This is a genomic window from Streptomyces sp. JLBG701 (genome assembly GCF_058544905.1).
This window is the reverse complement of record NZ_CM178588.1, coordinates 1986735-2009305: the sequence shown is the minus strand read 5'-3', so window position 1 is coordinate 2009305 and position 22571 is coordinate 1986735. Positions and strand designations below refer to the sequence as shown.

The window sequence follows — 22571 nt, the reverse complement described above, 5'->3', positions numbered from 1 at the left end:
CCGTGGGGCAGAGCCCACCGGGCCGTCGCGTCGGGGCCGTTCGGCCCTGCCGGGGAGCCGACAGGACCGGGGCGGACCGACCGCCGCAAGGCACAATGCCGTTCATGAGAGACGAGGCGACGGCCGGCGTGCGTGCGGCAGAACTACGCGACGCGGTCGCCCTGTTGGCGGACTTCCTGAGCACCGAGCCGCTGACCGCGGCCATCGCCGGACTCGAGCACGACCTGGAGGGCGCGATCGCGGGGGACGTCCGCGACACCGCCGCGACCCGGTGCATCAGCCCCGAACTGCTGGTGGCCGGACTCACCGTGCGTGAGAGTCTCGGTCGTCTCAACGACCTCATCCACGCGGCCGGCATCGTCCTGGCGCTGCCCCACCTTCTGGAGGACGGGGAGAAGATCGCCGTACGCCCTTCACTGGCCGCCGGGGCCGCCGACCGCTCGGGGCGGCGCGCCGAACTGTTCGTCGTCGGGCCAGAGCCCGGCCGGTTCCTGCGCACCTCCAGGGCGACGGCTGCCTGGGGGCTGGACCGCACCCCGCACGCGCGCCGCGCCTTCGAGCAGTTCTTCGGCTCCCTGGACATCTCCATCGCCGAGTTCACCACCCAACACGCAGGCCATGTCCGCATCACCGACCTGTGTGACGTGCTGCCACCCACGGTGGCCGCGGCGCTGGTGCGCTGACGAAGCGGCCGGTCAGGCTGCGGACGGCTCGGGCACAGGCAGCCTGGTCAGGAGCATGATGCTGGGCTCGGTGGCGCGCACGGTGTGCGGCAGCCGTGCGGGCAGGTGGATCCAACTGCCGGGCGTGGCCTCGGTCTTCTCGTCGCCCAGGACGAGGCCGAGGCGGCCGTGGACGACCTGGATGACCACGGGCAGGGCGGGTCCGTGCCTCATGCGGCTCGCCGGGAGCCCGAGGCCGACCGGGGACGGTCCGCGGCCGGTGTGGCTCGTCGCCGGTAGACCAGGTACGGGCGGGCCAGGTAGCCGATCGGGGCGCTCCACACGTGGACCAGCCGGGTGAACGGCCAGGCCGCGAAGAGCAGGAAGGCGCTCAGGGCGTGCAGTTGGAACAGCAGCGGGGCTCCGGCAATCGCCTCGGGCTGCGGCTGGAGGGCGAACAGGCCGCGGAACCACACCGAGACGGTGGAGCGGTAGTCGTAGCCGGCGCCGAAGACGTTGTGCGCGGTGGTGGCGGTGATGCCGAGCAGGACGGTGGCGGACAGCAGCGGGAAGAGGAGTTTGTCGCTGCGGTCGGTGCTCAGGCGGATGCGGCGGGTCAGCAGTCGGCGGGCGCACAGCATGCCCAGCCCGGCGACCATGGCGACGCCCGCAACTGAGCCCGCCCACACGGCGGTTGTGTGGTACGTGTGCTCGCTGATGTCCACGGCCTCGGTCCACGAGTCGGGAATGGCGAGCCCCACGACATGCCCGGCGATCACCATGAAGGCGCCCAGGTGGAAGAGCGGGCTGCCCCAGCGCAGCCACCGGTGTTCGAGGAGCTGGCTGGTGTGCGTGGTCCAGCCGAACTGGTCCTGCCGGTAGCGCCAGACATGGCCGACGGTGAACACGGCGAGGCAGATGTAGGGGACGGCGACCCACAGGAGCAGATCGGCGCCGCTCGCCGTGGCGGAGAGCGAGGTGTTCATCGGGGGCCTTCCGTACGGCCGGTCGGGGAGGGCGGGACATGGGTCGGCGGGGCGGGTGTCGGCGGCACGAAGGTGCCTGGAGGTGCGAACTCCCCGTCTCCGTACGTGCCGTAGGGGTCGAGGCCGACCTCCTCGTTCGGTGGGCCCTCGGCGACCAGCTGGGCCACGGCCGCGCGGTCCGCCTCGGTGGGCGGCGGCAGAAGGGTGAGCAGCGCAGCCAGGACATGCCGGTAGGGGGAGTCCGCGTCGGTCAGGGCCCGGTGTATCAGCTCAAGACCGCGCCGGTGCTGACGCAGTGGCGCCTCGCCGCCACCGGGGCCCGCCAGGGCGGCGAACTCCAGGACGACCGGGAGGTGGTCGGGCAGTTCGCCGCCGGTGGTGTCCCAGCCGGCCGCGCGGTAGCGCTGGTTCAGGGTGAGGAGGGCCATGCCGCGGCGGCGGGTGTCGCCGTGGAGGTAGTAGGTGAGGTAGAGGCTGCTCTTGCGGCGCAGGTCGAACATCTCGACGTAGTGGCGTTCCAGGGCATCCACCTCCTGGCCGGTGAGCCAGGAGGTGAAGGCGGCCAGGTCCTCGGCGGCGGACGAGGACGGCAGCGCCTCGACGGTGGCCTTCAATACCGGTCGAGCGGTGGCGAGTTCGGTGTCCGGGTACTGCAGCAGCAGCGAGCACAGCCGCAGCAGCAGGGTGCGTGCCTCAACCTCCTCGGGCGTGAGCCGGGAAGGCCGGCGTACGGCCGCCCGGACGCGGGTGCGGACGAGGGCGGGAATCGATGGGGGTCCCCCCAGGCGTTCAGCTCTGGGGGAGGGCAGCGGGCTCACGGACGGCCTCCAGCGGTGTTGCGGCGCAGGGTGGGGATGCCGAGCATCACCCGCCGGCCACCGGCGTCCGCCGGGTCGCCGGACGATTCGACCGGGCAGCGGTTCTCCATCGCGCTCAGCGCGGCAGCGTCTTCCTTGTGCGCGGCCGGAACGACATACCGGTCGGCGTACTTGGCGACGGCGAGCAGCCGGTGCAGGTCCTCCGCCTCGCGTGCCGTGAGCCCGACGGCCTTCAGGACGGCCTCGTCGCCGGCCTCACCGAGGGTGCGCTCGCGCATGTACGAGCGCAGCGCGGTGAGTTTCATCAGCACCCCGGCGACGGCGTCGGTGTCCCCGGCGGTGAACAGCTCCGCCAGGTACTCCAGCGGAATGCGCAGCCGGGTGACGGCGGCGAAGACGTGGTCGGGGTCGTCCTGGTTTCCGCCCGCCGCGTCGACGGCGTCCAGCACGGGGGAGAGCGGCGGGACGTACCAGACCATCGGAATGGTCCGGTACTCCGGGTGCAGCGGCAGCGCCACCTTGTAGCGCATGACCAGGTCGTACACGGGGGAGCGGCGGGCGGCGTCCAGCCAGTCCTCGGGGATGCCGGACTCCCGTGCCGCCACGATCACTTCGGGGTCGTACGGGTCGAGGAAGACGCCGCGCTGGGCGTCCAGCAAGTCGTGCTCGTCGGGGGTGGCCGCAGCCTCGCCGACGCGGTCGACGTCGTACAGCAGCAGCCCGAGGTAGCGCAGCCGGCCCACGCACGTCTCCGAGCAGACCGTCGGCTGCCCGGCCTCGATGCGCGGGAAGCAGAAGGTGCACTTCTCGGCCTTGCCGGTGGCATGGTTGACGTACACCTTCTTGTACGGGCACGCCGTCACGCACATCCGCCAGCCCCGGCAGCGGTTCTGGTCGACGAGGACGATGCCGTCCTCGACGCGCTTGTACATGGCGCCGGACGGACAGGCGGAGACGCAGGCCGGGTTGAGGCAGTGCTCGCACAGGCGGGGCAGGTGGAAGAGGAAGGTCTGCTCGAACTCGAACTTGACCTTCTCCGCCCACTCGCCGGTGAGGTTGGGGTCGCCGCCGGCGTTCTCGGGTGCACCGCCGAGGCCGTCCTCCCAGTTGGCTCCCCAGGTGATGGCGGTGGGCTCGCCGGTGAGGACCGATCGGGGGCGGGCGACGGGGATGTCCCGGCCGGCCGGTGCGTTGACGAGGTTGTCGTAGTCGTAGGTGACCGGCTCGTAGTAGTCCTCGATGGACGGCAGGTCGGGGTTGGAGAAGAGGGACAGGAGTCGTTTGATGCGGCCGCCGGAGCGCAGGACGAGACGTCCGCGCTTGTCGAGCATCCAGCCGCCCTTCCAGTGCTCCTGTTCCTCGTAGCGGCGGGGGTAGCCGACGCCGGGCTTGGTCTCGACGTTGTTGAACCAGGCGTACTCGACGCCCGTCCGGTTGGTCCACGTCTGTTTGCAGGTGACCGAGCAGGTGTGGCAGCCGATGCACTTGTCGAGATTCATCACCATCGCGATCTGGGCCATGACACGCATGTCAGTACTCCACTTGCTGGCTGCGCCGGCGGATGACGGTGACCTCGTCGCGCTGGTTGCCGGTCGGGCCGTAGTAGTTGAAGGCGTAGGTGAACTGGGCGTAGCCGCCCGCGAGATGGGTGGGCTTGAGCAGCAGCCTGGTCAGCGAGTTGTGGATGCCGCCCCGCTTGCCGCTGACCTCGGTCTTCGGGACGTTCACGTTGCGGTCCTGGGCGTGGTACATGTACACGGTTCCCTCGGGCATGCGGTGGGTGACCACGGCCCGGGCAGCGACGACACCGTTGCGGTTGTACGCCTCGATCCACTCGTTGTCCTTGACGCCGATCTTCTCGGCGTCGGCGGTGGACATCCAGATCGTCGGGCCTCCCCGGGACAGGTCGAGCATGTACTTGTTGTCCTGGTAGTTCGAGTGGATGGACCACTTGGAGTGCGGGGTCAGGTAGCGGACTGTGACCTCCGCCCGGCCGTCGTGGAGTTCTTGGTCGCCGTAATGCCGCGGCGTGTTCAACGGGGGCCGGTAGACGGGGAGTTGCTCACCCAACTCGGTGATCCAGTCGTGCTGGACGAAGAAGTGCTGGCGGCCGGTGAGGGTGTGCCAGGGCTTCTTGTGCTCGGTGTTGATGACGAACGGCGAGTAGCGGCGGCCGCCGGTCTCCGAGCCCGACCACTCGTACGACGTCATCACCGCGCGCGGCTGGGTGCGGGTGTCGGCGAAGGTGATCCGCTCGGCCTCGCGTTCGGCGGCGAGTTCCACCAGGCCCTCGCTGCCGGTCTGCCGTTCCAGCTCGCGGAAGCCTTCGGTGGCCAGGCGCCCGTTGGTGGTGCCGGACAGGGCGAGGATCGCCTCGCACATGTCGGTGGCGGTGGCCAGGGACGGGCGTCCCGCGGCCAGGCCGTCGCGGACCGTGCCGCTGCGCCGGCGCAGTTCGTCGATCTCCTGGTCCGGGCGGACGGTGATGCCCTTGGTGGTGGTGCCCAGGGTGTCCAGCAGCGGGCCGACGGCGCGCATCTTCTCGGCTACGGCGGCGTAGTCCCGTTCGATGACGACGAGCTTCGGCATGGTCCGGCCGGGGATCGGCTCGCACTCGCCGGTCTTCCAGTCCCGAACGACGCCGCCCGGCTGGGCGAGTTCGTCCGGGGTGTCGTGCAGCAGCGGTACCGCGAGGACGTCGGTGCGCGTGCCGAGGTGCTCGGCGGCGAGCTCGCTGAACCTGTCGGCGATGGTCAGGAAGGTGTCGTAGTCGGTGCGGGCCTGCCAGGGAGGGGCGATGGCCGGGGTGAAGGCGTGCACGAAGGGGTGCATGTCCGTGCTGGACAGGTCGTCCTTCTCGTACCAGGTGGCGGCCGGCAGGACGACGTCGGAGAGCAGGCTGGTGGAGGTCATCCGGAAGTCCATGGTGACCAGCAGGTCGAGCTTGCCCTCGGGGGCCTCGTCCCGCCACACCACGTCCTTGGGTCGTCCCTCGGGTGGTGTCTCCTCGGAGCGGACCGCCGCGTCGGTGCCCAGCAGGTGGCGCAGGAAGTACTCGTTGCCCTTGCCGGAGGAGCCCAGCAGGTTGGCCCGCCAAACGGTCAGTACTCGGGGGAAGTTGGCCGGGTCGTCGGGGTCCTCGGCGGCGAACTTCAGGTTCCCGGCCTTGAGTTCGTCGACGATGTGCTCGGCGACTTCACGCCCTTGAGCAGCCGCCTCGTCCGTCAGGTCGAGTGGGTTGCGGTTGAAGCCGGGGTGGCCGGGCGTCCAGCCCAGCCGCACGGCCTGCGCCAGGCAGTCGGCGAACCCCTTGCCCTGGAACCGCCCGTTCCCGAGCGGGGACGCCAACTCGTCGGGCCCGAACGCCTCGTACCGCCACTGGTCGGAGTTCAGGTACCAGTACGAGGTGCCCGCCATGTGCCGGGTGGGCCGTTGCCAGTCGAAGGCGAAGGCGAGATGCTGCAGGCCGGTGATCGGGCGGATCTTCTCCTGGCCGACGTAGTGCGCCCAGCCGCCGCCGTTGACGCCCTGGCAGCCGGTCATCGTCACCAGCGCGAGGAAGGCCCGGTAGATGGTGTCGGAGTGGAACCAGTGGTTGGTGCCGGCGCCGAGGGCGATCATTGAACGGCCGCTGGTGCGCTCGGCGTTGCGGGCGAACTCCCGCGCGATCCGGGCCGCCTGCTCGGCCGGGACGGACGTGATCGTCTCCTGCCAGGCCGGGGTATACGGTTCGGATGCGTCCTCGTACGACGCCGGCCAACTGCCCGGCAGCCCTGGCCGCTGCACCCCGTACTGGGCGAGCATCAGGTCGAAGACCGTGGTGACGAGCCGTCCGCCGATCCTGCGGACCGGAACGCCCCGGACCATGACCGAACCGCCCTCGGTGCCGCCCTCGTCGAACCGGGGCAGCGCGATCTCGACGGTGTCTTCGGCGCGGTCGATGAGGCTCAACTCCGGTATGACATCGCCCAGTTCGAGGTTCCAGCGGCCTCGCCCCGCCTCCCCCCACCGGAAGCCGAGCGAGCCGCCCGGGACCACCGGATCGCCGGTGGCCCGGTCCAGGAGGACCGTCTTGAACTCGGCGTGCTCTTCTTCACGGCCGAGGTCGGCGGCGGTCAGGAACCCGTCGGGGACGAGACCGTGGTCGTGCTCGCGCAGGGCCACAAGGAACGGCGCGTCGGTGAACTTGCGCATGTAGTCCTGGAAGTACGGCACTTCGCGGTCGACGAGGAACTCGCGCAGAATCACGTGGCCCATGGCCATCGCCAGCGCCCCGTCCGTGCCGGGGTGCGGGGCGAGCCATTCGTCGGAGTGCTTGACGTTGTCGGCGTAGTCGGGGCTGACCGCGACGACCTTGGTGCCGTTGTAGCGGGTCTCGGTGAGGAAGTGGGCGTCGGGGGTGCGCGTGACGGGGATGTTGGAGCCCCACATGATCAGGTAGCCCGCATTCCACCAGTCGGCCGCCTCCGGTACGTCGGTCTGGTCTCCGAAGACCTGCGGGGAGGCGATCGGCAGGTCCGCGTACCAGTCGTAGAAGGACAGCAGAGTGCCACCGATCAGCGACATGAAGCGGGCGCCGGCCGCGAAGGACGCCATCGACATTGCGGGAATGGGGGAGAAGCCCGCGACGCGGTCGGGGCCGTACGCCTTGACGGTGTGCACGTGGGCGGCGGCGACCAGCTCGCTCACCTCGTCCCAGTCGGCGCGCACCAAGCCGCCCTTGCCGCGCGCCCGCTTGTAGGCGCGGGCCTTCGCCGGGTCAGAGGTGATCTCGGCCCAGGCCGCCACCGGGTCGCCGAGCCGCTTGCGGGCCTCGCGCCACAGCTTCAGCAGTGCCCCCCGCACATACGGGTACCGGACTCGGCCGGGGGAGTACGTGTACCAGGAGAACGACGCCCCGCGAGGGCAGCCGCGCGGCTCGTACTCGGGGCAGTCCGTGCCGATCGAGGGATAGTCGGTGGCCTGGTGCTCCCAGGTGATGATGCCGTCCTTGACGTACACCATCCACGAACACGAACCGGTGCAGTTGACGCCGTGCGTGGAGCGCACCACCTTGTCGTGCGCCCAGCGGTCACGGTAGAAGCCTTCCCACTTGCCGTCGTTCTCGCCGAACACGGCGCGTCTGTCGGCCGACACCTCGCGGCGCGTCAGCAGCCTGCGAGCAGCCAGCGGCCAGCCTTCCGCGACGCGCGACTGTCCCTGTCGTGCGTTCTGATCGTTCGCCATGACCAGGAACGCTAAGTGGCACAGGCCGCCCTGAACCTGGGGCCGGCGGTCCCTGCCGGATGACCGTCAGGCCCGGTCTGGGCAGTCGCGATAGGGCCCAATGGTCCCGGTGGTAGGGCCCGGTCGGCCGGGGAGTCGGTGTGGCCGGAGGTGCATGCTGGGCATTGATCGAACCGCAGATGCCCATCTGTACGACCGCATTCCGTGCCTGCCAGGCGGCCAATTCCCCCGTCCCTGGCCGCCGCAGGTGTAGCGCGTACGGTGCGTGGCGCCCGTTTCGGTCGTGCGTCCGGCCGCCCCTCGCGGCCGGACGCAGCGTCCTCTTCCCCGGTGCCAGAACCCCGGAATGGCATACAACGCACCCGCATCGGCCGGCCGAGCCGGCCCGACCTGCTGGAGACCCCGTCATGAGCGTGCTCACCCTCGCCTCGGACCCCGAGGACGCCACAGCCCTTGAAGGCGCCGAGGCGCATCATGCCCGCCTGGCCGGGGAGTTGGCCGGTCGGGTGAAGATGCTGCTCACCGCCGTGGACCGCGACGCGAGTGCCGCCGAGAGGATTCACGCCGGGCTCGTGGCCTTCTGTGACCGCTCGCTGCTGCCGCACGCCGCAGCCGAGGAAGCCGCACTCTACCCCGCCGCCCACGGCATGCCCGAGGCCCGTCTGCTCATCGAGAGCCTGATCGGCGAACACCGTTGCCTCACCGCGCTCGTCGACGCCCTGCGCACCGCGCCCAGCCCCGCGGGCGCGGCGGCCGACGCGCGGGCCCTGCAGGTGCTCTTCGAGGAACACGTGGCCAAGGAGAACGGCCTCGTGCTGCCCCTGCTTGCCATGACGCCCGAGGTCTCCCTGACGGCGCTGCTCGCGGCCATGCACCACCGGCTCGCGAACGACACGCCCGCCAAGGGTGCCTATGGAAACCAGGACACCGAGGAAGGACGGGACGTACAGGACGAACAGACCGAGGAGAGCGGTGGCTGCGGCGGAGTATGCGGCGGTGCGGAGGAGGCGGCCGAGCCCGAGCTGGACGTGCGGGAGGTTCCGCACGCCCTGCACGATGCCACGGTCTTCGGCGCCCTGGACGCCGTCCCGGCCGGCACCGCGATCGTGCTGGTCGCCACGCACGACCCGCTGCCGCTGCTCGCGCAGATCGAACAGCGCAGCCCGGGAGTCTTCGCCGTGGAGTACCTGGAACGCGGCCCGGAAACCTGGCGGCTGAGGCTCAGTCACCGCTGACCCGCACCCACTCAACCTCTCAGCGGAGCGGGGACGTTGCCCCACCCGACGTGCACGCACCGCCGTACCCGCAAGCACTCGAGGAAAGGAGGACAACAGATCATGGACGGATCGCACCGTCGGGCCCGCGTCCTGCTCGGAACGGTCGGCACAGCCCTGGCAGTCGCCGGGCCGGTCATGGTGCTGTGCGGCCGCAGCGGCAGGAAGGAGATCCGTACCGAGTTGGCCGCCCAGAAGATCACCTTCCCCGATCACGGACTGCCCACCGAACTCGCCGCCTTCGCCGGCCGGCGCGTGGAAACCGGCCCCGAAGCGCACGCCTACGCGGAGTTCATCAAGGGCAATCTCGCACATGCAACCGGCGGCCGCACCTACGCCGAGATCACCGCGGAGCTGCATACCACCGGAGGCGACGACGAGAAGCTCGCCAAGCTGCGCCAGACCGCGTTCATGGGCCAGTCCCTGCGCTCCTCGCTGATGTCCGCCTACCAGGCATGGCACCTCACGACCCTGGTCACGGGCCTGGGCGCCGCACTGACCGGCCTGGGCGTCGCCATGGTGGCCACCGCGGATGCCCTGACGCCCCGTTCCCCGAACCGCTCCTGAACCTGCGGCGGCGTGCACGGACGGGACCTGGACCCCGGTCTGCCTGGGGGGTGTTCAGGGGCGCTCCCAGGGCCGTCTCACGGCACCACGTCGCCTATCTGACAGCCCGTCCGGCCCTGTCGAACCTGCCGCGAAGAGGGACCATCGGCCCCGTTCGAGAAGACCATCGGCCGCCCGCCGACCACCGCCGCCGGTGGATGCTGACGGCGACCGATCCGGAGGTATCCCGTGCACGAGCGCTCCGCTGGAAACGCGGTTCGAAGCTGCGGATCCGTTGTGGCTGGTAGCGCAGTTCCCCGCGCCCCTAAGAGGCCTGCGGCCTCCTTCGGGGCGCGGTACCGCGGACTTCGGCAAGTCCGCCTAGGGAGGGCCGTCCGATGAACACCGTCAGTGCTCGGGCCATTCGGCGCCAGCGGCACGACGCGGCCGACCGGCCCTTCGTCGTCATCTGGGAGTCCACCCGCACGTGCCCGCTGGCCTGCCGCCACTGCCGCCCGGTGCCCGAGCCGATCGTGGCGGAGATGGCGTCGGCCGCGCACGCTGCGGGCGCGCACCTGTACGTGCCCGACATCCCGGGAACGCGGTCGCTGCTCCGCCTGACCACCGTGGCCGAGGCGCGCAATCACGCCCACCCGGCCCGCGTCGCCGAAACCCGCACCTGGATCACCACTCCGGGCGCGGACTCCGCCTACGGCATTCCTCTCACCGCCCTCGGCCCGCCGGACGCGGGTCGGCGGATGCCGATGCGGGACTTCACCGGCCCGCTGCCCCTCTTCCGGCGGCCCGCCCTGTGGTTCGAGCGCCACGTTCAGACTGCCCTGTTGTGGACGGCCCACGACCGGCGGGAGGACTGGCTGCGGGCGGGCCAGGCCCTGCAGTAAGTGCTGCTCACGGCGACCGCCCACGGGGATCGCACCTCGCTCCTGCACCAGGCCATGGAATGGCCCGACCTGCGTGCTGCGACGGCCTTGCCCCGACACAAGCGATGCCACTCGCAGCTGCTGATCCGCTTGGGCTACGGCCCGGACGGCAGCGCCACACCACGCGCACGGGCACACGGCTGCGCGTCCGGCGCCACCCGCGACGCATAGCGAGCCCATGAGCTGAACCGCGGTGGCCGCCCCCAGGCAGACCACCCCGTTTCCGCCGCACAGAGCGTGTCAGTCCGCGCCGAGGGCACCGCCGAGTTCCCGCCCGGTGACGATCTCCGACTCGATCCGTACGAAGACTCCGTCCCGCACGGGCATCCAGGAACGTGGGCCCGTCCGCGACAGCCGTTCGTGCTCGGCTGGATCGGTCACCACCGTGGCCCGGCCTGTGACGACCACGCTCCAGCCGGACTGGTCCTCGGCATTGAACTCGTCGGCTTCGAAGGCGACCACGACGCCGTCGATGGCGTGGACGAGGTCCGAGCCGGCCGAGGTGCGCAGCAACACGGCAGCGTCCGAGTCCAGACAAAAATTGACCGGGAGGACCGCGGGCAGCGCCTGCCGGGTGTACACGACCCGGCCGACCGGCACCTTGGCCAGCAGACTCAGGCACTCCTGCCGGTCGAGTGTGCGAAAGCCGTCGTTGTGGAACATCGGTCCATCGTCCGTTCCACCGCCGCCCAGGTGTTAGGGCCGTTCGGCCCCGTTTCGGCCCTCGCCGGTGGTCGATGGGCACCAACGGACGCAGCCTGCTCACACCCGCTGTCTCGATGATGCCGTGCGGGCGACCTGGGGAAAGGGCGCGATGTCCGCTCAGCTCGCCCACGCGTCTGGAACTCGGGACGGCCGGCCGGGTGATGGGGACTGTCGGCCCACTCACACCGGGCCATCGGCTGCGGATATTGGCTGCGGAGCACCAGCGCGCAGTGCGTGCCTGGAGCCTACGGTCTCACCACCGACGATCCCGAGGCCGTACCACCGCGAGCAGGAAGGAAGGCGGCATGTTCCAGCCGTCGACGAAGCAGACCGACACACGGACAAGCGGAGCACCTGTGCCTGGCAGAGCGTGGCTGATGCTCACCCTGGCTACCCTCGGTTTCGCCGTCAACTTCTGGGCGTGGGCGCTGCTCAGCCCCCTCGGCCCCCGCTTCAAGGACACCTTGGAGCTCAGTTCCTTCCAGCAGTCGCTGCTGGTGGCGGTACCGGTCGTGGTCGGCTCCCTGGGCCGCATCCCCGTGGGCGCGCTCACGGACCGGTTCGGCGGCCGGACGATGTTCCCGCTGGTCTCCGCGGCCACCATCGTGCCAGTGGTCTACCTCGGCTTGGCCGGACACTCGTCACTCGCCGCCCTGCTGGCCGGCGGCTTCTTCCTCGGCATCGGCGGCACTGCCTTCGCTGTCGGCGTGCCCTTCGTCAGCGCCTGGTTCCCGCCCGAGCGACGGGGGCTCGCCATCGGGATCTTCGGCGCCGGCATGGGGGGCACCGCGATCAGCGCCCTGACCACCGTGAAGCTGGTCGACGGGGGCAGCATGTCCACGCCGTTCCTGCTCACCGCGGGCGTGCTGGCGGCCTACGCGGTCGTGGCCGCGCTGGTGCTGCGGGACGCCCCCGGACGCACGGTGCCGACCGAGCCGCTGACCCGCCGCCTGGCAGCCACCCTGCGCCTGGGCGTCACCTGGCAGGCGTCCGTGCTGTACGCGGTGGCGTTCGGCGGCTACGTGGCCTTCTCCGTCTACCTGCCCACCTACCTCAAGACCGGCTACGGCCTGACGCAGGCGGACGCTGCGAACCGGATGGCCGGATTCGTGCTGCTGGCGGTCGCGATGCGTCCGTTGGGCGGATACCTGTCGGACCGCATCGGCCCCGTACGGGTCCTGGCCGGATCGCTGGCGGTCGTGGTCTCAGGCGCGGCAGCACAGTCCTTCACCCCCTCCCTGGCCCCCCTGGGCACGATCGCCTTCCTGGCCATGGCCGCCGCGCTGGGAGCCGCCAGCGGCGCCGTGTTCGCGCTGGTGGCCCTGCTGGCCCCGGCGAACAAGGTCGGCTCGGTCACCGGCGTCGTCGGCGCCGCCGGCGGCCTGGGAGGCTTCCTGCCGCCGCTGGTGATGGGCTCGTTGTACGGCGCCTACGGGTCGTACGCGATCGGCCTGGTGCTGCTGGCTCTCGTCGCGGCCGCGGCCCTCACGTTCACCGAAACCGGTGTCCGTCGCGCCATCACCCACCGGACCCCGGTCGCAAACATCGGCTGAGCAGATCGAACGGACTGCGAAGGAGGACATCGCGGCATGTGCGAGTTCTGCGGCTGCCAGGCCCTGGAGACAATCGACGAACTGACCCAGGAGCACGACGAGGTCGTCCGCCTGATCAGCCACCTCCGCCCCGCCCACCAGGACGGTGACGTGGCCCGGATGGCGGAGGTCGCCCGCGAGATCGCGTCCGTGCTCGGCCCCCACACAAGGGTGGAGGAGCATGGCCTGTTCCCCGCCCTGGCCGAGGACTTCCCCGACCAGATCGCTGTCCTGGAGGCCGAGCACCGCCACATCGAGGCGGTGCTGGCCGAGGCCGCCGACGGCGTCACACCCTCGGACCCGCCCTGGCCGGACCGACTGACGGAGGCGATGGCCATGTTGCGCAACCACATCCTGAAGGAGCAGGACGGCGTCTTTCCGGCCGCGCTCGCCAACCTCAGCATCGAGCAGTGGGAAGCGATCGAGGCCGAGCGCGTGAAGGCGGGCGGCACTCTCTCCCGGCCGACTGCCTGACCGGGCCGCGCTCCCGGGCGCTCGCGCGCGATCTGGCCTCCGTGCTGGATGCGCTTCACAGACGATCGGTATCGGCAACGCACCGCGCTCTCAGTATTGAGGCATCCCGGAGCCGGCACGCTCGGGGCCGGCCCTGAGTCCTGAGCGGCTTACCCGTCTTCGCTCAACCGGAGAGGAGTCCTCGGCTCGCAGGCCGTACGAGCGCTCAGGTAACGTTTTGTTGTAAGGCAGGTTCCTGCCCGGCACGGGAGCCCCCGCACCTCCTTGGAGGATTACATGATCGCGGGGGCGTCTTGCTGTGTCTTTGCGGGAGTGACCTGCGTCGTTTCGCGTGAAAATGTGGGTCTATGCGTTTCCTTGAGCCCGGTACTGGACGGCCCGTAGAATCAGCTCCGGTTCCCTACGACCTGACGTACGACGACGTGTTCATGGTCCCGAGCCGTAGCGCGGTCGGCTCGCGGCAGGGCGTGGACCTCGGCTCCCCGGACGGCACGGGCACCACGATCCCGCTGGTCGTCGCCAACATGACCGCCATCGCCGGCCGCCGGATGGCCGAGACGGTCGCGCGTCGCGGCGGTCTCGTCGTCATCCCGCAGGACATTCCGATCGACGTGGTCACCGACGTCATCACCTGGGTGAAGAGCCGCCACCACGTCCTGGACACCCCGATCGTGCTGGCCCCGCACCAGACCGTCGCCGACGCGCTGGCCCTGCTGCCCAAGCGCGCGCACAACGCCGGTGTCGTCGTGGACGAGGACCAGCGGCCGATCGGTGTCGTCACCGACGCCGACCTGTCCGGCGTGGACCGCTTCACGCAGCTCGCCGAGGTCATGTCCCGGGACCTGCTGCTGCTCGACGCGGACATCGACCCGCGCGAGGCGTTCAACAAGCTCGACGGCGCCAACCGGCGTTACGCGCCCGCCGTCGACCAGGACGGCCGCCTCGCCGGCATCCTCACCCGCAAGGGCGCCCTGCGCGCCACGCTCTACACGCCGGCCGTCGACGCGAAGGGCAAGCTGCGCATCGCGGCCGCCGTCGGCATCAACGGCGACTTCGAGGACAAGGCCAAGCAACTGCTCGACGCGGGCATCGACACGCTCGTCATCGATACCGCGCACGGCCACCAGGAGTCGATGATCAGCGCCATCAAGCTGGTGCGCGCCCTCGACCCGCAGGTCCCGATCGCCGCCGGCAACATCGTCGCCGCGGAGGGCGTGCGCGACCTCGTCGAGGCGGGCGCCGACATCATCAAGGTGGGCGTCGGTCCCGGCGCCATGTGCACCACCCGCATGATGACCGGCGTGGGCCGGCCGCAGTTCTCCGCGGTCCTGGAATGTGCCGCCGAGGCCAAGAAGTACGGCAAGCACGTGTGGGCCGACGGCGGTGTCCGGCACCCGCGCGACGTCGCGATGGCGCTCGCCGCCGGTGCGTCCAACGTCATGATCGGCTCGTGGTTCGCCGGCACCTACGAGTCCCCGGGCGACCTCCAGCAGGACGCCAGCGGCCGCCTCTACAAGGAGTCGTTCGGCATGGCGTCCGCCCGCGCGGTCCGCAACCGTACGTCCGAGGAGTCGTCCTACGACCGTGCCCGCAAGGCGCTGTTCGAGGAGGGCATCTCCACCTCCCGCATGTTCCTCGACCCGGCCCGTCCCGGCGTCGAGGACCTGATCGACTCGATCATCGCGGGCGTCCGCTCCTCCTGCACCTACGCCGGCGCAGGCTCCCTGGAGGAGTTCGCCGAGAAGGCCGTCGTAGGCATCCAGAGCGCAGCCGGCTACGCCGAGGGGAAGCCCCTTCACGCCAGCTGGAACTGACCCAAGTCCCGCTGCGACGGCCCCCGTTGAAAACCGGGGGTCGTCCGCATCTGTGGCGCACGTCAAGCCCTCTTGACGTCAAGCGGGCTTGACGCAAATCTTTAGTCATGACGACACCACAGAGCATCGAGCCGCAGCACACCCTGCTCACCGCCGTGGCCCGTCTCGACGAGTTGCGGGTGCGGGAATCCATGGCCGTGGAGGCACTCGACCGGTCCGAGCTGCTCGAACTCCTCGCGCTGAGCGAGGTCGTGGCCCGGAAGGCGGCCTACGGGCGGCAGCTCACCGTCCGTGCGGCCCGTGAGGCAGGGGCTTCCTGGACGCAGATCGGGGCCGCGCTCGGTACCAGCAAGCAGGCCGCGTGGGAGGCGCACTCGCGTTGGATCGACGCCCAGGCGGCGGCGTACGGGAATCCCGGGCAGATGGGGTTCGATGAGGCGGATGTGGCCGAGGCCAGGGCCCTTGCCGGGGAGCCGGACGAGCGCTGACCGAATGGCCGTGGGCCTCGTGTTCTACTGCGTGTACGGCCATCGCCGCTCCCGACCCGCACCGCCTGAAAGCTGATCCACCCACCGTGCTCAACGATCTCGACGAACGCATCGTCCACGCCCTCGCCGAGGACGCCCGCCGTTCCTACGCGGACATCGGCCAGCTGGTCGGCCTGTCCGCGCCCGCCGTGAAGCGGCGCGTGGACAGGCTGCGCGCGACCGGGGCCATCACCGGGTTCACCGTGCGGGTGGATCCGTCGGCCCTCGGCTGGGAGACGGAGGGGTTCGTCGAGATCTACTGCCGGCACAACACCTCGCCGGAGACCATCAGACGGGGCCTGGAGCGCTACCAGGAGGTCGTGGCCGCGTCGACCGTGACGGGTGACGCGGACGCGGTCGCGCAGGTCTTCGCCTCCGACATGCGCCACTTCGAGCGGGTGCTGGAGCGGATCGCGGGCGAGCCGTTCGTGGAGCGAACGAAGTCGGTGCTGGTCCTGTCGCCGTTGCTACGACGGTTTTCGTCGGGCTCGCCGACCTGACATGTTCGGCTGGCGCCGGCTTCAAGGGGGCGCGGGGAATTGCGCGACCAGCCACAGACGACCCGCAGACGGCACCCGACCGCGCCCTCCGAGCTCTACTCCGCGGTCTTCCTGGCAAGCGCGTTGTTCCCTATCGAGTTGTGCACGCTAAAGCTCACCGCATCCGACCGATACCGGTCATCCGACCACTCCACCGGCCGCCCTTCCCGCGTAGTAGTCACCCGCCGCACCCGCAGCAGCGGACTCGTACGGCGGACGAGCAACAGCTCGGCATCCTGCGCACCGGCCGCCACCGCGTCGATGACATGCTCGCCATAGGCGAAGACCAGCCCGGTGTCGTCAAGCAGCCGCTGCGTCACGGACGGACAGTCCGGCTCGATCGGCTCGACGGCGGGGGAGATCCAGTCGGCGTACACGGTCCGCTCCAGGAGGACCGGCTCGCCGTCCAGACCGCGCACCCGCAGGACGTGCAACACCGGTGTCCCGGCAGGCAGTTGCAGCCGTACCGCGTCCTCCCGCGATGCCGGGCGGTACTCCTGCGCGACCACCTGCCCCGTCGCCTCGCGGCCCATCGCGCGCGCCCACTGGGCGAAGCTGCGCAGTTCCTCGAAGGTCTGGCTGCGGCGGCTGGCCAGGACCACCCGGCGGGCGCCCTGGCGGGAGCCGATGAGTCCCTCCGCGGTCAGCGCGGCGACGGCCTGGCGGATCGTGCCGCGCGAGACGCCGTGGTGGGCCGCGAGCTCCGTCTCGGCGGGCAGCAGACTGCCGACCGTGTACTCCTCGCGGTCGATCGCCCGACGCAGTTCGTCGGCGATCTCCTCGTGTCGCGCCGCCATACGTCCCCTCTGAGTCGGCCGCTGTGTACAGCGTGATCAGCCTAGTCGACGTTCGACGGGATCCGAAGGGGCTCTGACTGTGCGGGAATTCGGGGGTCAGGGTTTCGCCAGTGTTTACGAGCACGACACCATCGGCGGGCGTACTGAGGCCAACTTGTTCAGACAAGTTCTCTCTGTTTGGCTCCTGCACCTCGCGCGTCCCCTGGAGAAGCCGTGACCGTGTCCCTGCCGAGAACAGCCGCCCTCGGCGTCATCGCCGCCCTCACCCTGAGCGCCTGTGGCGCCGCCCCCGAGAGCTCGTCGACCACCGCCGACGGCAAGAACGCCGCCACCGCCACCTCGGCCGCCGACTTCGGCGGCCTGGCCGCCCTGGTCAAGGCGGCGAAGAAGGAGGGCACGCTGAACGCCATCGCGCTGCCCCGCGACTGGGCCAACTACGGAGCCCTCATCGACGGCTTCGAGAAGAAGTACGGCATCAAGATCAAGGACGAGAACCCGGACGGCTCCAGCCAGGACGAGATCAACGCCGTGACCTCCCGCAAGGGCCAGGACCGCGCGCCGGACGTCCTCGACCTCGGCAGTTCCTTCGCGATCAGCGCGGCCCAGCAGGGGCTGCTCGCGCCGTACAAGGTGGCGTCGTACGACGACATCCCCACCGGGCAGAAGGACGCACAGGCGCGCTGGTACAACGACTACGGCGGCTACATCTCGATCGGCTGCGATGCCAAGCGGGTCACGACCTGTCCGACGACCTTCGCGGACCTGCTCAAGCCCCAGTACAAGGGCCAGGTCGCTCTCAACGGCAACCCCACCAAGTCCGGTTCGGCCTTCGGCGGCGTCTGGGCGGCCGCCCTCGCGAGCGGCGGTTCCTTCGACGACATCCAGCCCGGCCTCGACTTCTTCGCGAAGCTCAAGAAGAACGGCAACTACACGCCCGTCGAGTCGACCCCGGCCACCGTCGAGAAGGGCGAGACGCCGATCAGCATCGACTGGGATTACCTGAACGCCGGGTACGCCGAGGAGTTCAAGTCCAAGGGCGTCGACTGGCAGGTGTCGGTGCCCAGCGACGGCAAGTTCTCCCAGTACTACTCCCAGGCCATCAACAAGGACGCCCCGCACCCGGCGGCCGCCCGCCTGTGGCAGGAGTACCTCTACAGCGCCGAGGGCCAGAACCTGTGGCTCAAGGGGTACGCCCGCCCGGCTTTGATGACCGCCATGGAGACGGCCGGCACCCTCGACAAGACGGCCGCGGCCAAGCTGCCCGAGGTCTCCGGGACGCCCTCCTTCCCGACCGAGGACCAGCAGAGCAAGGCCAAGACGGTGCTCGGACAGGGCTGGGCGAAGGCCGTCTCCGGATGACGGCCACGCTCACGCGGGCCGACGTGGTCGCCGCCGCTTCCCCGAAGCGGCGGCGCCGCGTCCCCGGCTGGATCGCCGTGGTCCCGCTGCTCGTCTTCACCGCGGTCGCCTTCGGGGTGCCCGCCGTCGCGATGCTGAACGGCGCCTTCACCGTCAAGGACCAGACGACGGGGGCCAGTTCGTACACCATCGCCAACCTGACCGACTCGCTGCAGGGCGCCTATCTCACCGCGCTGGTCGGCAGCGTCAAGCTGTCCGCCGTCTCCGCGGCCCTCGGCACCCTGTTCGGTCTGCCCCTCGCCCAGGTCGTCGTCACCTCCCGCTTCCGCGCGCTGCGCGAGGCCGTCCTCACCGCGTCCGGCGTCCTCGCCAACTTCGGCGGGGTCCCGCTGGCCTTTGCGTTCGTCGCCACGCTCGGCAACGCCGGTGTGCTGACCACGCACCTGGGCCTGAAGGACAAGGGCTGGGACCTCTACAGCTTCTGGGGCCTGGTCATCGTCTACCTGTACTTCCTGATCCCGCTGATGGTCCTCACCATCACCCCGGCCCTGGAGGGCCTGCGCACCCAGTGGCGCGAGGCCGCCCAGAACAACGGAGCCACCGGCGTGCAGTACTGGCAGCACGTGGCCCTGCCGGTGCTGCTGCCCTCGCTGCTCGGCGGGTTCGTCCTCCTCTTCGGCAGCGCCTTCGCCGCGTACGCCACCGCCGCGGCCATGGTGGGCAGTTCGATCCCGCTGGTCACCCTGCAGATCGCCGACGCCATCTCCGGCAACGTGCTGGTCGGCCAGGAGAACGTGGCCCTCGCCCTCAGCCTGGACATGGTCCTGGTCGCGGGCCTGGTCATGGCCGTGTACCTGCCCCTGCAACGACGGAGCGCCCGATGGCTGGACGCCTGAACCTCTGGCGGTGGGTCGTCCTCGGCCTCGCCGCTCTGTACTTCCTGGTGCCGCTCGCCGCGTCCGTGATCTTCACGATCGACGTGCCCGGGCAGGGCGTCACCTTCGACGCCTACACCCAGATCGTCTCCGCCGACGGCTTCACCTCCAGCCTGCTGCTCTCGCTGGAACTGGCCGCCGCGACCATCGCCGTGGTCCTGCTCCTGATGGTCCCCGCCATGGTCGCGCTCCGGCTCACCGCGCCGCGCCTGCGGCCCGTCGTCGAGGTGATCTGCTCGTTGCCGCTGGTCGTGCCGCCGATCGCGTTCGTCGCCGGTATCGCCACCGTCCTCAAGTGGGGACCCGATCACCTCTCCCGCACCCCGCTGTTCCAGACCTTCGTGGCCATCCAGAACCCGAGTTTCCCGTTCGTCCTCGTTCTCGCGTATGTCGTGATGGCGCTGCCGTTCGTCTACCGGGCACTGGACTCCGGGCTGCGTGCCCTCGACGTGAAGACGCTCGTCGAGGCCGCGCGCAGCTGCGGCGCGGGCTGGCCGCAGGCGCTGGTGCGGGTCGTACTGCCCAATCTGCGCGGGGCGTTGCTCAACGCCTCCTTCCTCACGCTGGCGCTGGTGCTCGGCGAGTTCACCGTGGCCCAACTCCTCGGCTTCACACCCTTCGCCGTGTGGATCTACAGCGTCGGCGGGTCCAACGCCCAGCTCTCCGTCGCCGTCTCCGTGCTCAGCCTGGTCGTCACCTGGGCACTGCTCCTCACGCTCGCCGGTGTCGGCGGGCGCGACAAAACCGCTTCGTCCCGGGGATGAACCATGACCGCCACCACGCTTGAGAAGACCACCGCGGAGCAAGCCGCCACCGTCGAATTCCGGGGCCTGCGCCGGGAGTTCGGCGCGACGGTCGCCCTCGACGGACTCGACCTGACCGTCCGCCCCGGCGAGTTCCTGGCCCTGCTCGGCCCGTCCGGCTGCGGCAAGACCACCGCGCTGCGCATGCTCGCCGGGTTCGAACACCCCACCTCCGGCGAGGTGCTGGTCGACGGCCAGGACGTCACCGGCGTCCCCGCCCACCGTCGTGACGCCGGGATGGTCTTCCAGTCGTACAGCCTCTTCCCGCATCTCAACGCCCTCGACAACGTCGCCTTCGGGCTGCGCATGCGCAAGGTGAGCAAGACCGAACGGCGGTTCCGCGCCAACGAGTTGCTCCACCTGGTCGGGCTCGGCGACAAGGGCGAGCGGTTCCCGCACCAGCTCTCCGGCGGCCAGCAGCAGCGCATCGCACTGGCCCGCGCGCTCGCGCTCCGGCCGCGTGTCCTGCTGCTCGACGAGCCGCTGTCGGCGCTCGACGCCAAGGTGCGGCTGACCCTGCGCGAGGAGATCCGCCGGCTCCAGCAGGAACTCGGCATCACCACCCTCTTCGTGACGCACGATCAGGAGGAGGCGCTGTCCATCGCCGACCGGGTCGCCGTGATGCGCGCCGGGAAGCTCGAACAGTGCGCCGCGCCCACCGAGTTGTACGGGCGGCCCGCGACCGCGTTCGTCGCCGAGTTCGTCGGCACGATGAGCCGACTCCCGGGACGGCTGGTGGACGGCACCGTCGAGGTGCTCGGGCAGCGGCTGCCGGTCGACGGCGAGGCACCGGCCGGACCCGACGTGGACGTACTCGTACGGCCCGAGGCGATCCACGTGCGGGCCGACGCCGCCGCTGACGCGCGGGTCGTCGCCACCGCCTTCCTCGGCGCGGTCGTCCGCGTCACCGTACGGCTCGCCGACGGCACCGAGGCCAAGGCCGACCTGCCCGCGCACGAGGCCGCCGCGCTGAGTGCCGGCGCCGCCGTGAGCGTGGCGCTGCCGGAGCGGCCGGTACTCGTGGCAGAACGTACGAACCCGTAGGGCCTGCAGTCCCGTAGTGCCCGTAGTGAAAGAGAGAAACGTGACCCCCCACCCCCAAGTCCCGCTCCAGGCCGTCCTGTTCGACATGGACGGCACGCTCGTCGACACCGAGCGGCTGTGGTGGGAGGCGGTGGAGCAGGTCGCGGGCAGAACCCTGACCGACGCGGATCAGCCGGAGGTGCTCGGCCGTCCGGTCGAGCACACGGCCGAGTGGCTCGCCACGTGCTCGGGCGCACCGGCGGCGGACCTCGCGGCCGAGCTGCACCGCGAGTTCGCCGCCCGCGTCCGCACCGGCATCGTGCCCCGCCCCGGCGCGCTGGACCTGCTGGACGCCCTGGCCCGCGAGGGCGTCCCCACGGCCCTGGTGACCGCGTCCCCCAGAGCGGTCGCCGACACCGTGCTCGAAGCACTCGGCGCGAGCCGCTTCGCGGTCTCCGTCACCGCCGACGACACCCCGCGCACCAAGCCGGCCCCCGACCCCTACCTCGCCGCCTGCCACGCCCTCGGTGTCGACCCGGCGGCCTGCGTGGCCGTCGAGGACACGGAGACCGGCGTCGCCTCCGCGGAAGCGGCGGGCTGCGCGGTGCTCGCGGTGCCCTCGCTGGCCCCCATCGAGGCGGCCCCCGGCCGGACCGTCCGGGCCAGCCTGGAGGACGTCACCGTCACGAGCCTGCGGGCCCTGCTGCCGTACCGGCTCCGCATCATGACCTGGAACCTCTGGTGCGGCGGCACAAAGGTCCACGACCACCGGGCCAAGCAGCTCAAGGTCATCACGGAGACCGACGTGGACGTCGTCGGCCTGCAGGAGACGTACGGCACCGCCGCCCAGGAACTCGCCGACGCCCTCGGCTGGCACCATCACCGGGCCGGGGAGAACCTCGGCATCATCAGCCGCCACCCGATCACGGCCCGCCTCGGCGACCCGGACGTCGGCTTCTACGGCGCGGCGGGCGTCCGTGTCCGGGTCGCCGGGGGCGCCGAGGTCGACGTATGGACGCTCCACCTGGACTACAAGCCGTACGGGCCCTACGAGGCCGCGTTCGACGGGCTGGCGGCCGACGACCTCATCGCCCACGAGGAGGTGCGGCTGGCCCAGATGCGGGAGGCCCTGCGCCGGATCGACAGCGCCGTGCCGGTCGTCCTGGTGGGCGACTTCAACAGCCCCTCCCATCTGGACTGGCCGGACGTGGAGTGGCCGGTGACGAAGGCGGCCGAGGCGGAGGGACTGCGCGACTCCTACCGCGAGGTCCGTCCCGACCCGGTGCGGGACCCCGGCCACACCTGGTCCCCGGTCCATGCCGAGCACGAGGACGGCAGCGGCCGGCCGGAGCCGCAGGACCGGATCGACTTCGTCCTGCACCGGGGTCTCAAGGTGCTCGACTCCCGGACGTACGTCTGCGGCACCCCCCGGACCTGGCCGGATGTCGAGGACAACGCCTGGCCGTCCGACCATGCGGCGGTGATCAGCACATTTTCGCTGGGCGTCGGGGCAGGACCTGTCTAGACTCGGTGCCATGACCTGGCGACAT

General features: G+C 70.6%; 21 protein-coding genes. 14 read left to right on the top strand and 7 right to left on the bottom strand.

Annotated elements, in window-relative coordinates; all coding sequences use genetic code 11:
• Positions 1–104: 104 nt before the first annotated feature.
• On the top strand, positions 105–683 hold the full coding sequence (locus AC5DRG_RS09175; protein WP_491809500.1) for a PE-PGRS family protein: 579 nt from the start codon (positions 105–107) through the stop codon (positions 681–683).
• A 12-nt stretch (positions 684–695) separates the two neighbouring features.
• Here the strand turns inward: AC5DRG_RS09175 and AC5DRG_RS09170 are convergent, their stop codons facing one another.
• The 5 genes from AC5DRG_RS09170 to AC5DRG_RS09150 are packed head-to-tail and all read right to left on the bottom strand — an operon-like array spanning position 696 to position 7692.
• Positions 696–896, bottom strand: coding sequence for a cupin domain-containing protein (locus AC5DRG_RS09170; RefSeq protein ID WP_491809499.1), 201 nt, complete (start codon positions 894–896; stop codon positions 696–698).
• Positions 893–1648 (bottom strand): respiratory nitrate reductase subunit gamma, encoded by a 756-nt coding sequence (narI, locus tag AC5DRG_RS09165; RefSeq protein WP_491809498.1) that lies wholly within the window; start codon positions 1646–1648, stop codon positions 893–895. Before narI ends, AC5DRG_RS09170 begins: the two co-directional genes overlap by 4 nt.
• Positions 1645–2466 (bottom strand): nitrate reductase molybdenum cofactor assembly chaperone, encoded by an 822-nt coding sequence (gene narJ, locus AC5DRG_RS09160; RefSeq protein WP_491809497.1) that lies wholly within the window; start codon positions 2464–2466, stop codon positions 1645–1647. The genes narI and narJ overlap by 4 nt, the downstream gene beginning before the upstream one ends.
• Positions 2463–3995, bottom strand: coding sequence for a nitrate reductase subunit beta (gene narH / locus AC5DRG_RS09155; protein ID WP_491809496.1), 1533 nt, complete (start codon positions 3993–3995; stop codon positions 2463–2465). Before narH ends, narJ begins: the two co-directional genes overlap by 4 nt.
• Position 3996: 1 nt before the next feature.
• Positions 3997–7692 carry a nitrate reductase subunit alpha gene (locus AC5DRG_RS09150; protein ID WP_491809495.1) on the bottom strand — a complete coding sequence of 1232 codons (3696 nt, stop codon included), beginning with the start codon at positions 7690–7692 and terminating at the stop codon, positions 3997–3999.
• A gap of 407 nt (positions 7693–8099) precedes the next feature.
• Here AC5DRG_RS09150 and AC5DRG_RS09145 point away from each other — a divergent pair, with 407 nt between their 5' ends.
• From AC5DRG_RS09145 to AC5DRG_RS09135, 3 genes are all read left to right on the top strand, one after another.
• Positions 8100–8927 (top strand): DUF2249 domain-containing protein, encoded by an 828-nt coding sequence (locus AC5DRG_RS09145; protein WP_491809494.1) that lies wholly within the window; start codon positions 8100–8102, stop codon positions 8925–8927.
• Between the two features lie 102 nt (positions 8928–9029).
• On the top strand, positions 9030–9533 hold the full coding sequence (locus AC5DRG_RS09140) for a hypothetical protein (RefSeq protein WP_491809493.1): 504 nt from the start codon (positions 9030–9032) through the stop codon (positions 9531–9533).
• A gap of 377 nt (positions 9534–9910) precedes the next feature.
• On the top strand, positions 9911–10414 hold the full coding sequence (locus AC5DRG_RS09135; protein WP_491809492.1) for a hypothetical protein: 504 nt from the start codon (positions 9911–9913) through the stop codon (positions 10412–10414).
• A 279-nt stretch (positions 10415–10693) separates the two neighbouring features.
• On the opposite strand, the gene AC5DRG_RS09130 is transcribed toward AC5DRG_RS09135, so the two are convergent.
• Complete coding sequence (locus AC5DRG_RS09130; RefSeq protein ID WP_491809491.1) at positions 10694–11116, bottom strand: pyridoxamine 5'-phosphate oxidase family protein; 423 nt, start codon at positions 11114–11116, stop codon at positions 10694–10696.
• A 347-nt stretch (positions 11117–11463) separates the two neighbouring features.
• On the opposite strand from AC5DRG_RS09130, the gene AC5DRG_RS09125 reads away from it, so the two are divergent.
• The 5 genes from AC5DRG_RS09125 to AC5DRG_RS09105 all read left to right on the top strand — a co-directional run bounded on the left by AC5DRG_RS09125 (position 11464) and on the right by AC5DRG_RS09105 (position 16065).
• On the top strand, positions 11464–12711 hold the full coding sequence (locus tag AC5DRG_RS09125) for a nitrate/nitrite transporter (protein ID WP_491809490.1): 1248 nt from the start codon (positions 11464–11466) through the stop codon (positions 12709–12711).
• A gap of 36 nt (positions 12712–12747) precedes the next feature.
• Positions 12748–13224 carry a hemerythrin domain-containing protein gene (locus AC5DRG_RS09120; protein WP_491809489.1) on the top strand — a complete coding sequence of 159 codons (477 nt, stop codon included), beginning with the start codon at positions 12748–12750 and terminating at the stop codon, positions 13222–13224.
• A 347-nt stretch (positions 13225–13571) separates the two neighbouring features.
• A complete protein-coding gene (locus tag AC5DRG_RS09115) occupies positions 13572–15038 on the top strand; it encodes a GuaB1 family IMP dehydrogenase-related protein (protein ID WP_491809488.1) in 1467 nt (488 codons plus the stop codon).
• A gap of 107 nt (positions 15039–15145) precedes the next feature.
• Positions 15146–15526, top strand: a complete 381-nt coding sequence (locus AC5DRG_RS09110) for a hypothetical protein (RefSeq protein ID WP_491809487.1) — start codon at positions 15146–15148, stop codon at positions 15524–15526.
• A gap of 86 nt (positions 15527–15612) precedes the next feature.
• Positions 15613–16065, top strand: a complete 453-nt coding sequence (locus AC5DRG_RS09105) for an Lrp/AsnC family transcriptional regulator (protein WP_491809486.1) — start codon at positions 15613–15615, stop codon at positions 16063–16065.
• A gap of 95 nt (positions 16066–16160) precedes the next feature.
• On the opposite strand, the gene AC5DRG_RS09100 is transcribed toward AC5DRG_RS09105, so the two are convergent.
• On the bottom strand, positions 16161–16901 hold the full coding sequence (locus AC5DRG_RS09100) for a GntR family transcriptional regulator (RefSeq protein WP_491809485.1): 741 nt from the start codon (positions 16899–16901) through the stop codon (positions 16161–16163).
• A gap of 213 nt (positions 16902–17114) precedes the next feature.
• On the opposite strand from AC5DRG_RS09100, the gene AC5DRG_RS09095 reads away from it, so the two are divergent.
• Genes AC5DRG_RS09095 through AC5DRG_RS09075 form a run of 5 tightly spaced genes read left to right on the top strand, consistent with a single transcriptional unit; the run spans position 17115 to position 22546 of the window.
• Positions 17115–18260: an ABC transporter substrate-binding protein gene (locus AC5DRG_RS09095; protein ID WP_491809484.1), complete on the top strand. Its 1146-nt coding sequence runs from the start codon at positions 17115–17117 to the stop codon at positions 18258–18260.
• A complete protein-coding gene (locus tag AC5DRG_RS09090) occupies positions 18257–19156 on the top strand; it encodes an ABC transporter permease (RefSeq protein WP_491809483.1) in 900 nt (299 codons plus the stop codon). The genes AC5DRG_RS09095 and AC5DRG_RS09090 overlap by 4 nt, the downstream gene beginning before the upstream one ends.
• Positions 19141–19959 carry an ABC transporter permease gene (locus tag AC5DRG_RS09085; RefSeq protein WP_491809482.1) on the top strand — a complete coding sequence of 273 codons (819 nt, stop codon included), beginning with the start codon at positions 19141–19143 and terminating at the stop codon, positions 19957–19959. The genes AC5DRG_RS09090 and AC5DRG_RS09085 overlap by 16 nt, the downstream gene beginning before the upstream one ends.
• A gap of 3 nt (positions 19960–19962) precedes the next feature.
• Positions 19963–21042, top strand: a complete 1080-nt coding sequence (locus AC5DRG_RS09080; RefSeq protein WP_491809481.1) for an ABC transporter ATP-binding protein — start codon at positions 19963–19965, stop codon at positions 21040–21042.
• A 40-nt stretch (positions 21043–21082) separates the two neighbouring features.
• Positions 21083–22546 carry an HAD-IA family hydrolase gene (locus AC5DRG_RS09075; protein WP_491809480.1) on the top strand — a complete coding sequence of 488 codons (1464 nt, stop codon included), beginning with the start codon at positions 21083–21085 and terminating at the stop codon, positions 22544–22546.
• The last annotated feature ends 25 nt before the right edge of the window (positions 22547–22571 follow it).

What these genes read in the sequence shown, in the direction of transcription:
- AC5DRG_RS09175 (WP_491809500.1), top strand. Translation starts at nt 105, where the DNA reads ATGAGAGACGAGGCGACGGCCGGCGTGCGTGCGGCAGAACTACGCGAC.
- AC5DRG_RS09170 (WP_491809499.1), bottom strand. Translation starts at nt 896, where the DNA reads ATGAGGCACGGACCCGCCCTGCCCGTGGTCATCCAGGTCGTCCACGGC.
- narI (WP_491809498.1), bottom strand. Translation starts at nt 1,648, where the DNA reads ATGAACACCTCGCTCTCCGCCACGGCGAGCGGCGCCGATCTGCTCCTG.
- narH (WP_491809496.1), bottom strand. Translation starts at nt 3,995, where the DNA reads ATGCGTGTCATGGCCCAGATCGCGATGGTGATGAATCTCGACAAGTGC.
- AC5DRG_RS09150 (WP_491809495.1), bottom strand. Translation starts at nt 7,692, where the DNA reads ATGGCGAACGATCAGAACGCACGACAGGGACAGTCGCGCGTCGCGGAA.
- AC5DRG_RS09145 (WP_491809494.1), top strand. Translation starts at nt 8,100, where the DNA reads ATGAGCGTGCTCACCCTCGCCTCGGACCCCGAGGACGCCACAGCCCTT.
- AC5DRG_RS09140 (WP_491809493.1), top strand. Translation starts at nt 9,030, where the DNA reads ATGGACGGATCGCACCGTCGGGCCCGCGTCCTGCTCGGAACGGTCGGC.
- AC5DRG_RS09135 (WP_491809492.1), top strand. Translation starts at nt 9,911, where the DNA reads ATGAACACCGTCAGTGCTCGGGCCATTCGGCGCCAGCGGCACGACGCG.
- AC5DRG_RS09130 (WP_491809491.1), bottom strand. Translation starts at nt 11,116, where the DNA reads ATGTTCCACAACGACGGCTTTCGCACACTCGACCGGCAGGAGTGCCTG.
- AC5DRG_RS09125 (WP_491809490.1), top strand. Translation starts at nt 11,464, where the DNA reads ATGTTCCAGCCGTCGACGAAGCAGACCGACACACGGACAAGCGGAGCA.
- AC5DRG_RS09120 (WP_491809489.1), top strand. Translation starts at nt 12,748, where the DNA reads ATGTGCGAGTTCTGCGGCTGCCAGGCCCTGGAGACAATCGACGAACTG.
- AC5DRG_RS09115 (WP_491809488.1), top strand. Translation starts at nt 13,572, where the DNA reads ATGCGTTTCCTTGAGCCCGGTACTGGACGGCCCGTAGAATCAGCTCCG.
- AC5DRG_RS09110 (WP_491809487.1), top strand. Translation starts at nt 15,146, where the DNA reads ATGACGACACCACAGAGCATCGAGCCGCAGCACACCCTGCTCACCGCC.
- AC5DRG_RS09100 (WP_491809485.1), bottom strand. Translation starts at nt 16,901, where the DNA reads ATGGCGGCGCGACACGAGGAGATCGCCGACGAACTGCGTCGGGCGATC.
- AC5DRG_RS09090 (WP_491809483.1), top strand. Translation starts at nt 18,257, where the DNA reads ATGACGGCCACGCTCACGCGGGCCGACGTGGTCGCCGCCGCTTCCCCG.
- AC5DRG_RS09085 (WP_491809482.1), top strand. Translation starts at nt 19,141, where the DNA reads ATGGCTGGACGCCTGAACCTCTGGCGGTGGGTCGTCCTCGGCCTCGCC.
- AC5DRG_RS09080 (WP_491809481.1), top strand. Translation starts at nt 19,963, where the DNA reads ATGACCGCCACCACGCTTGAGAAGACCACCGCGGAGCAAGCCGCCACC.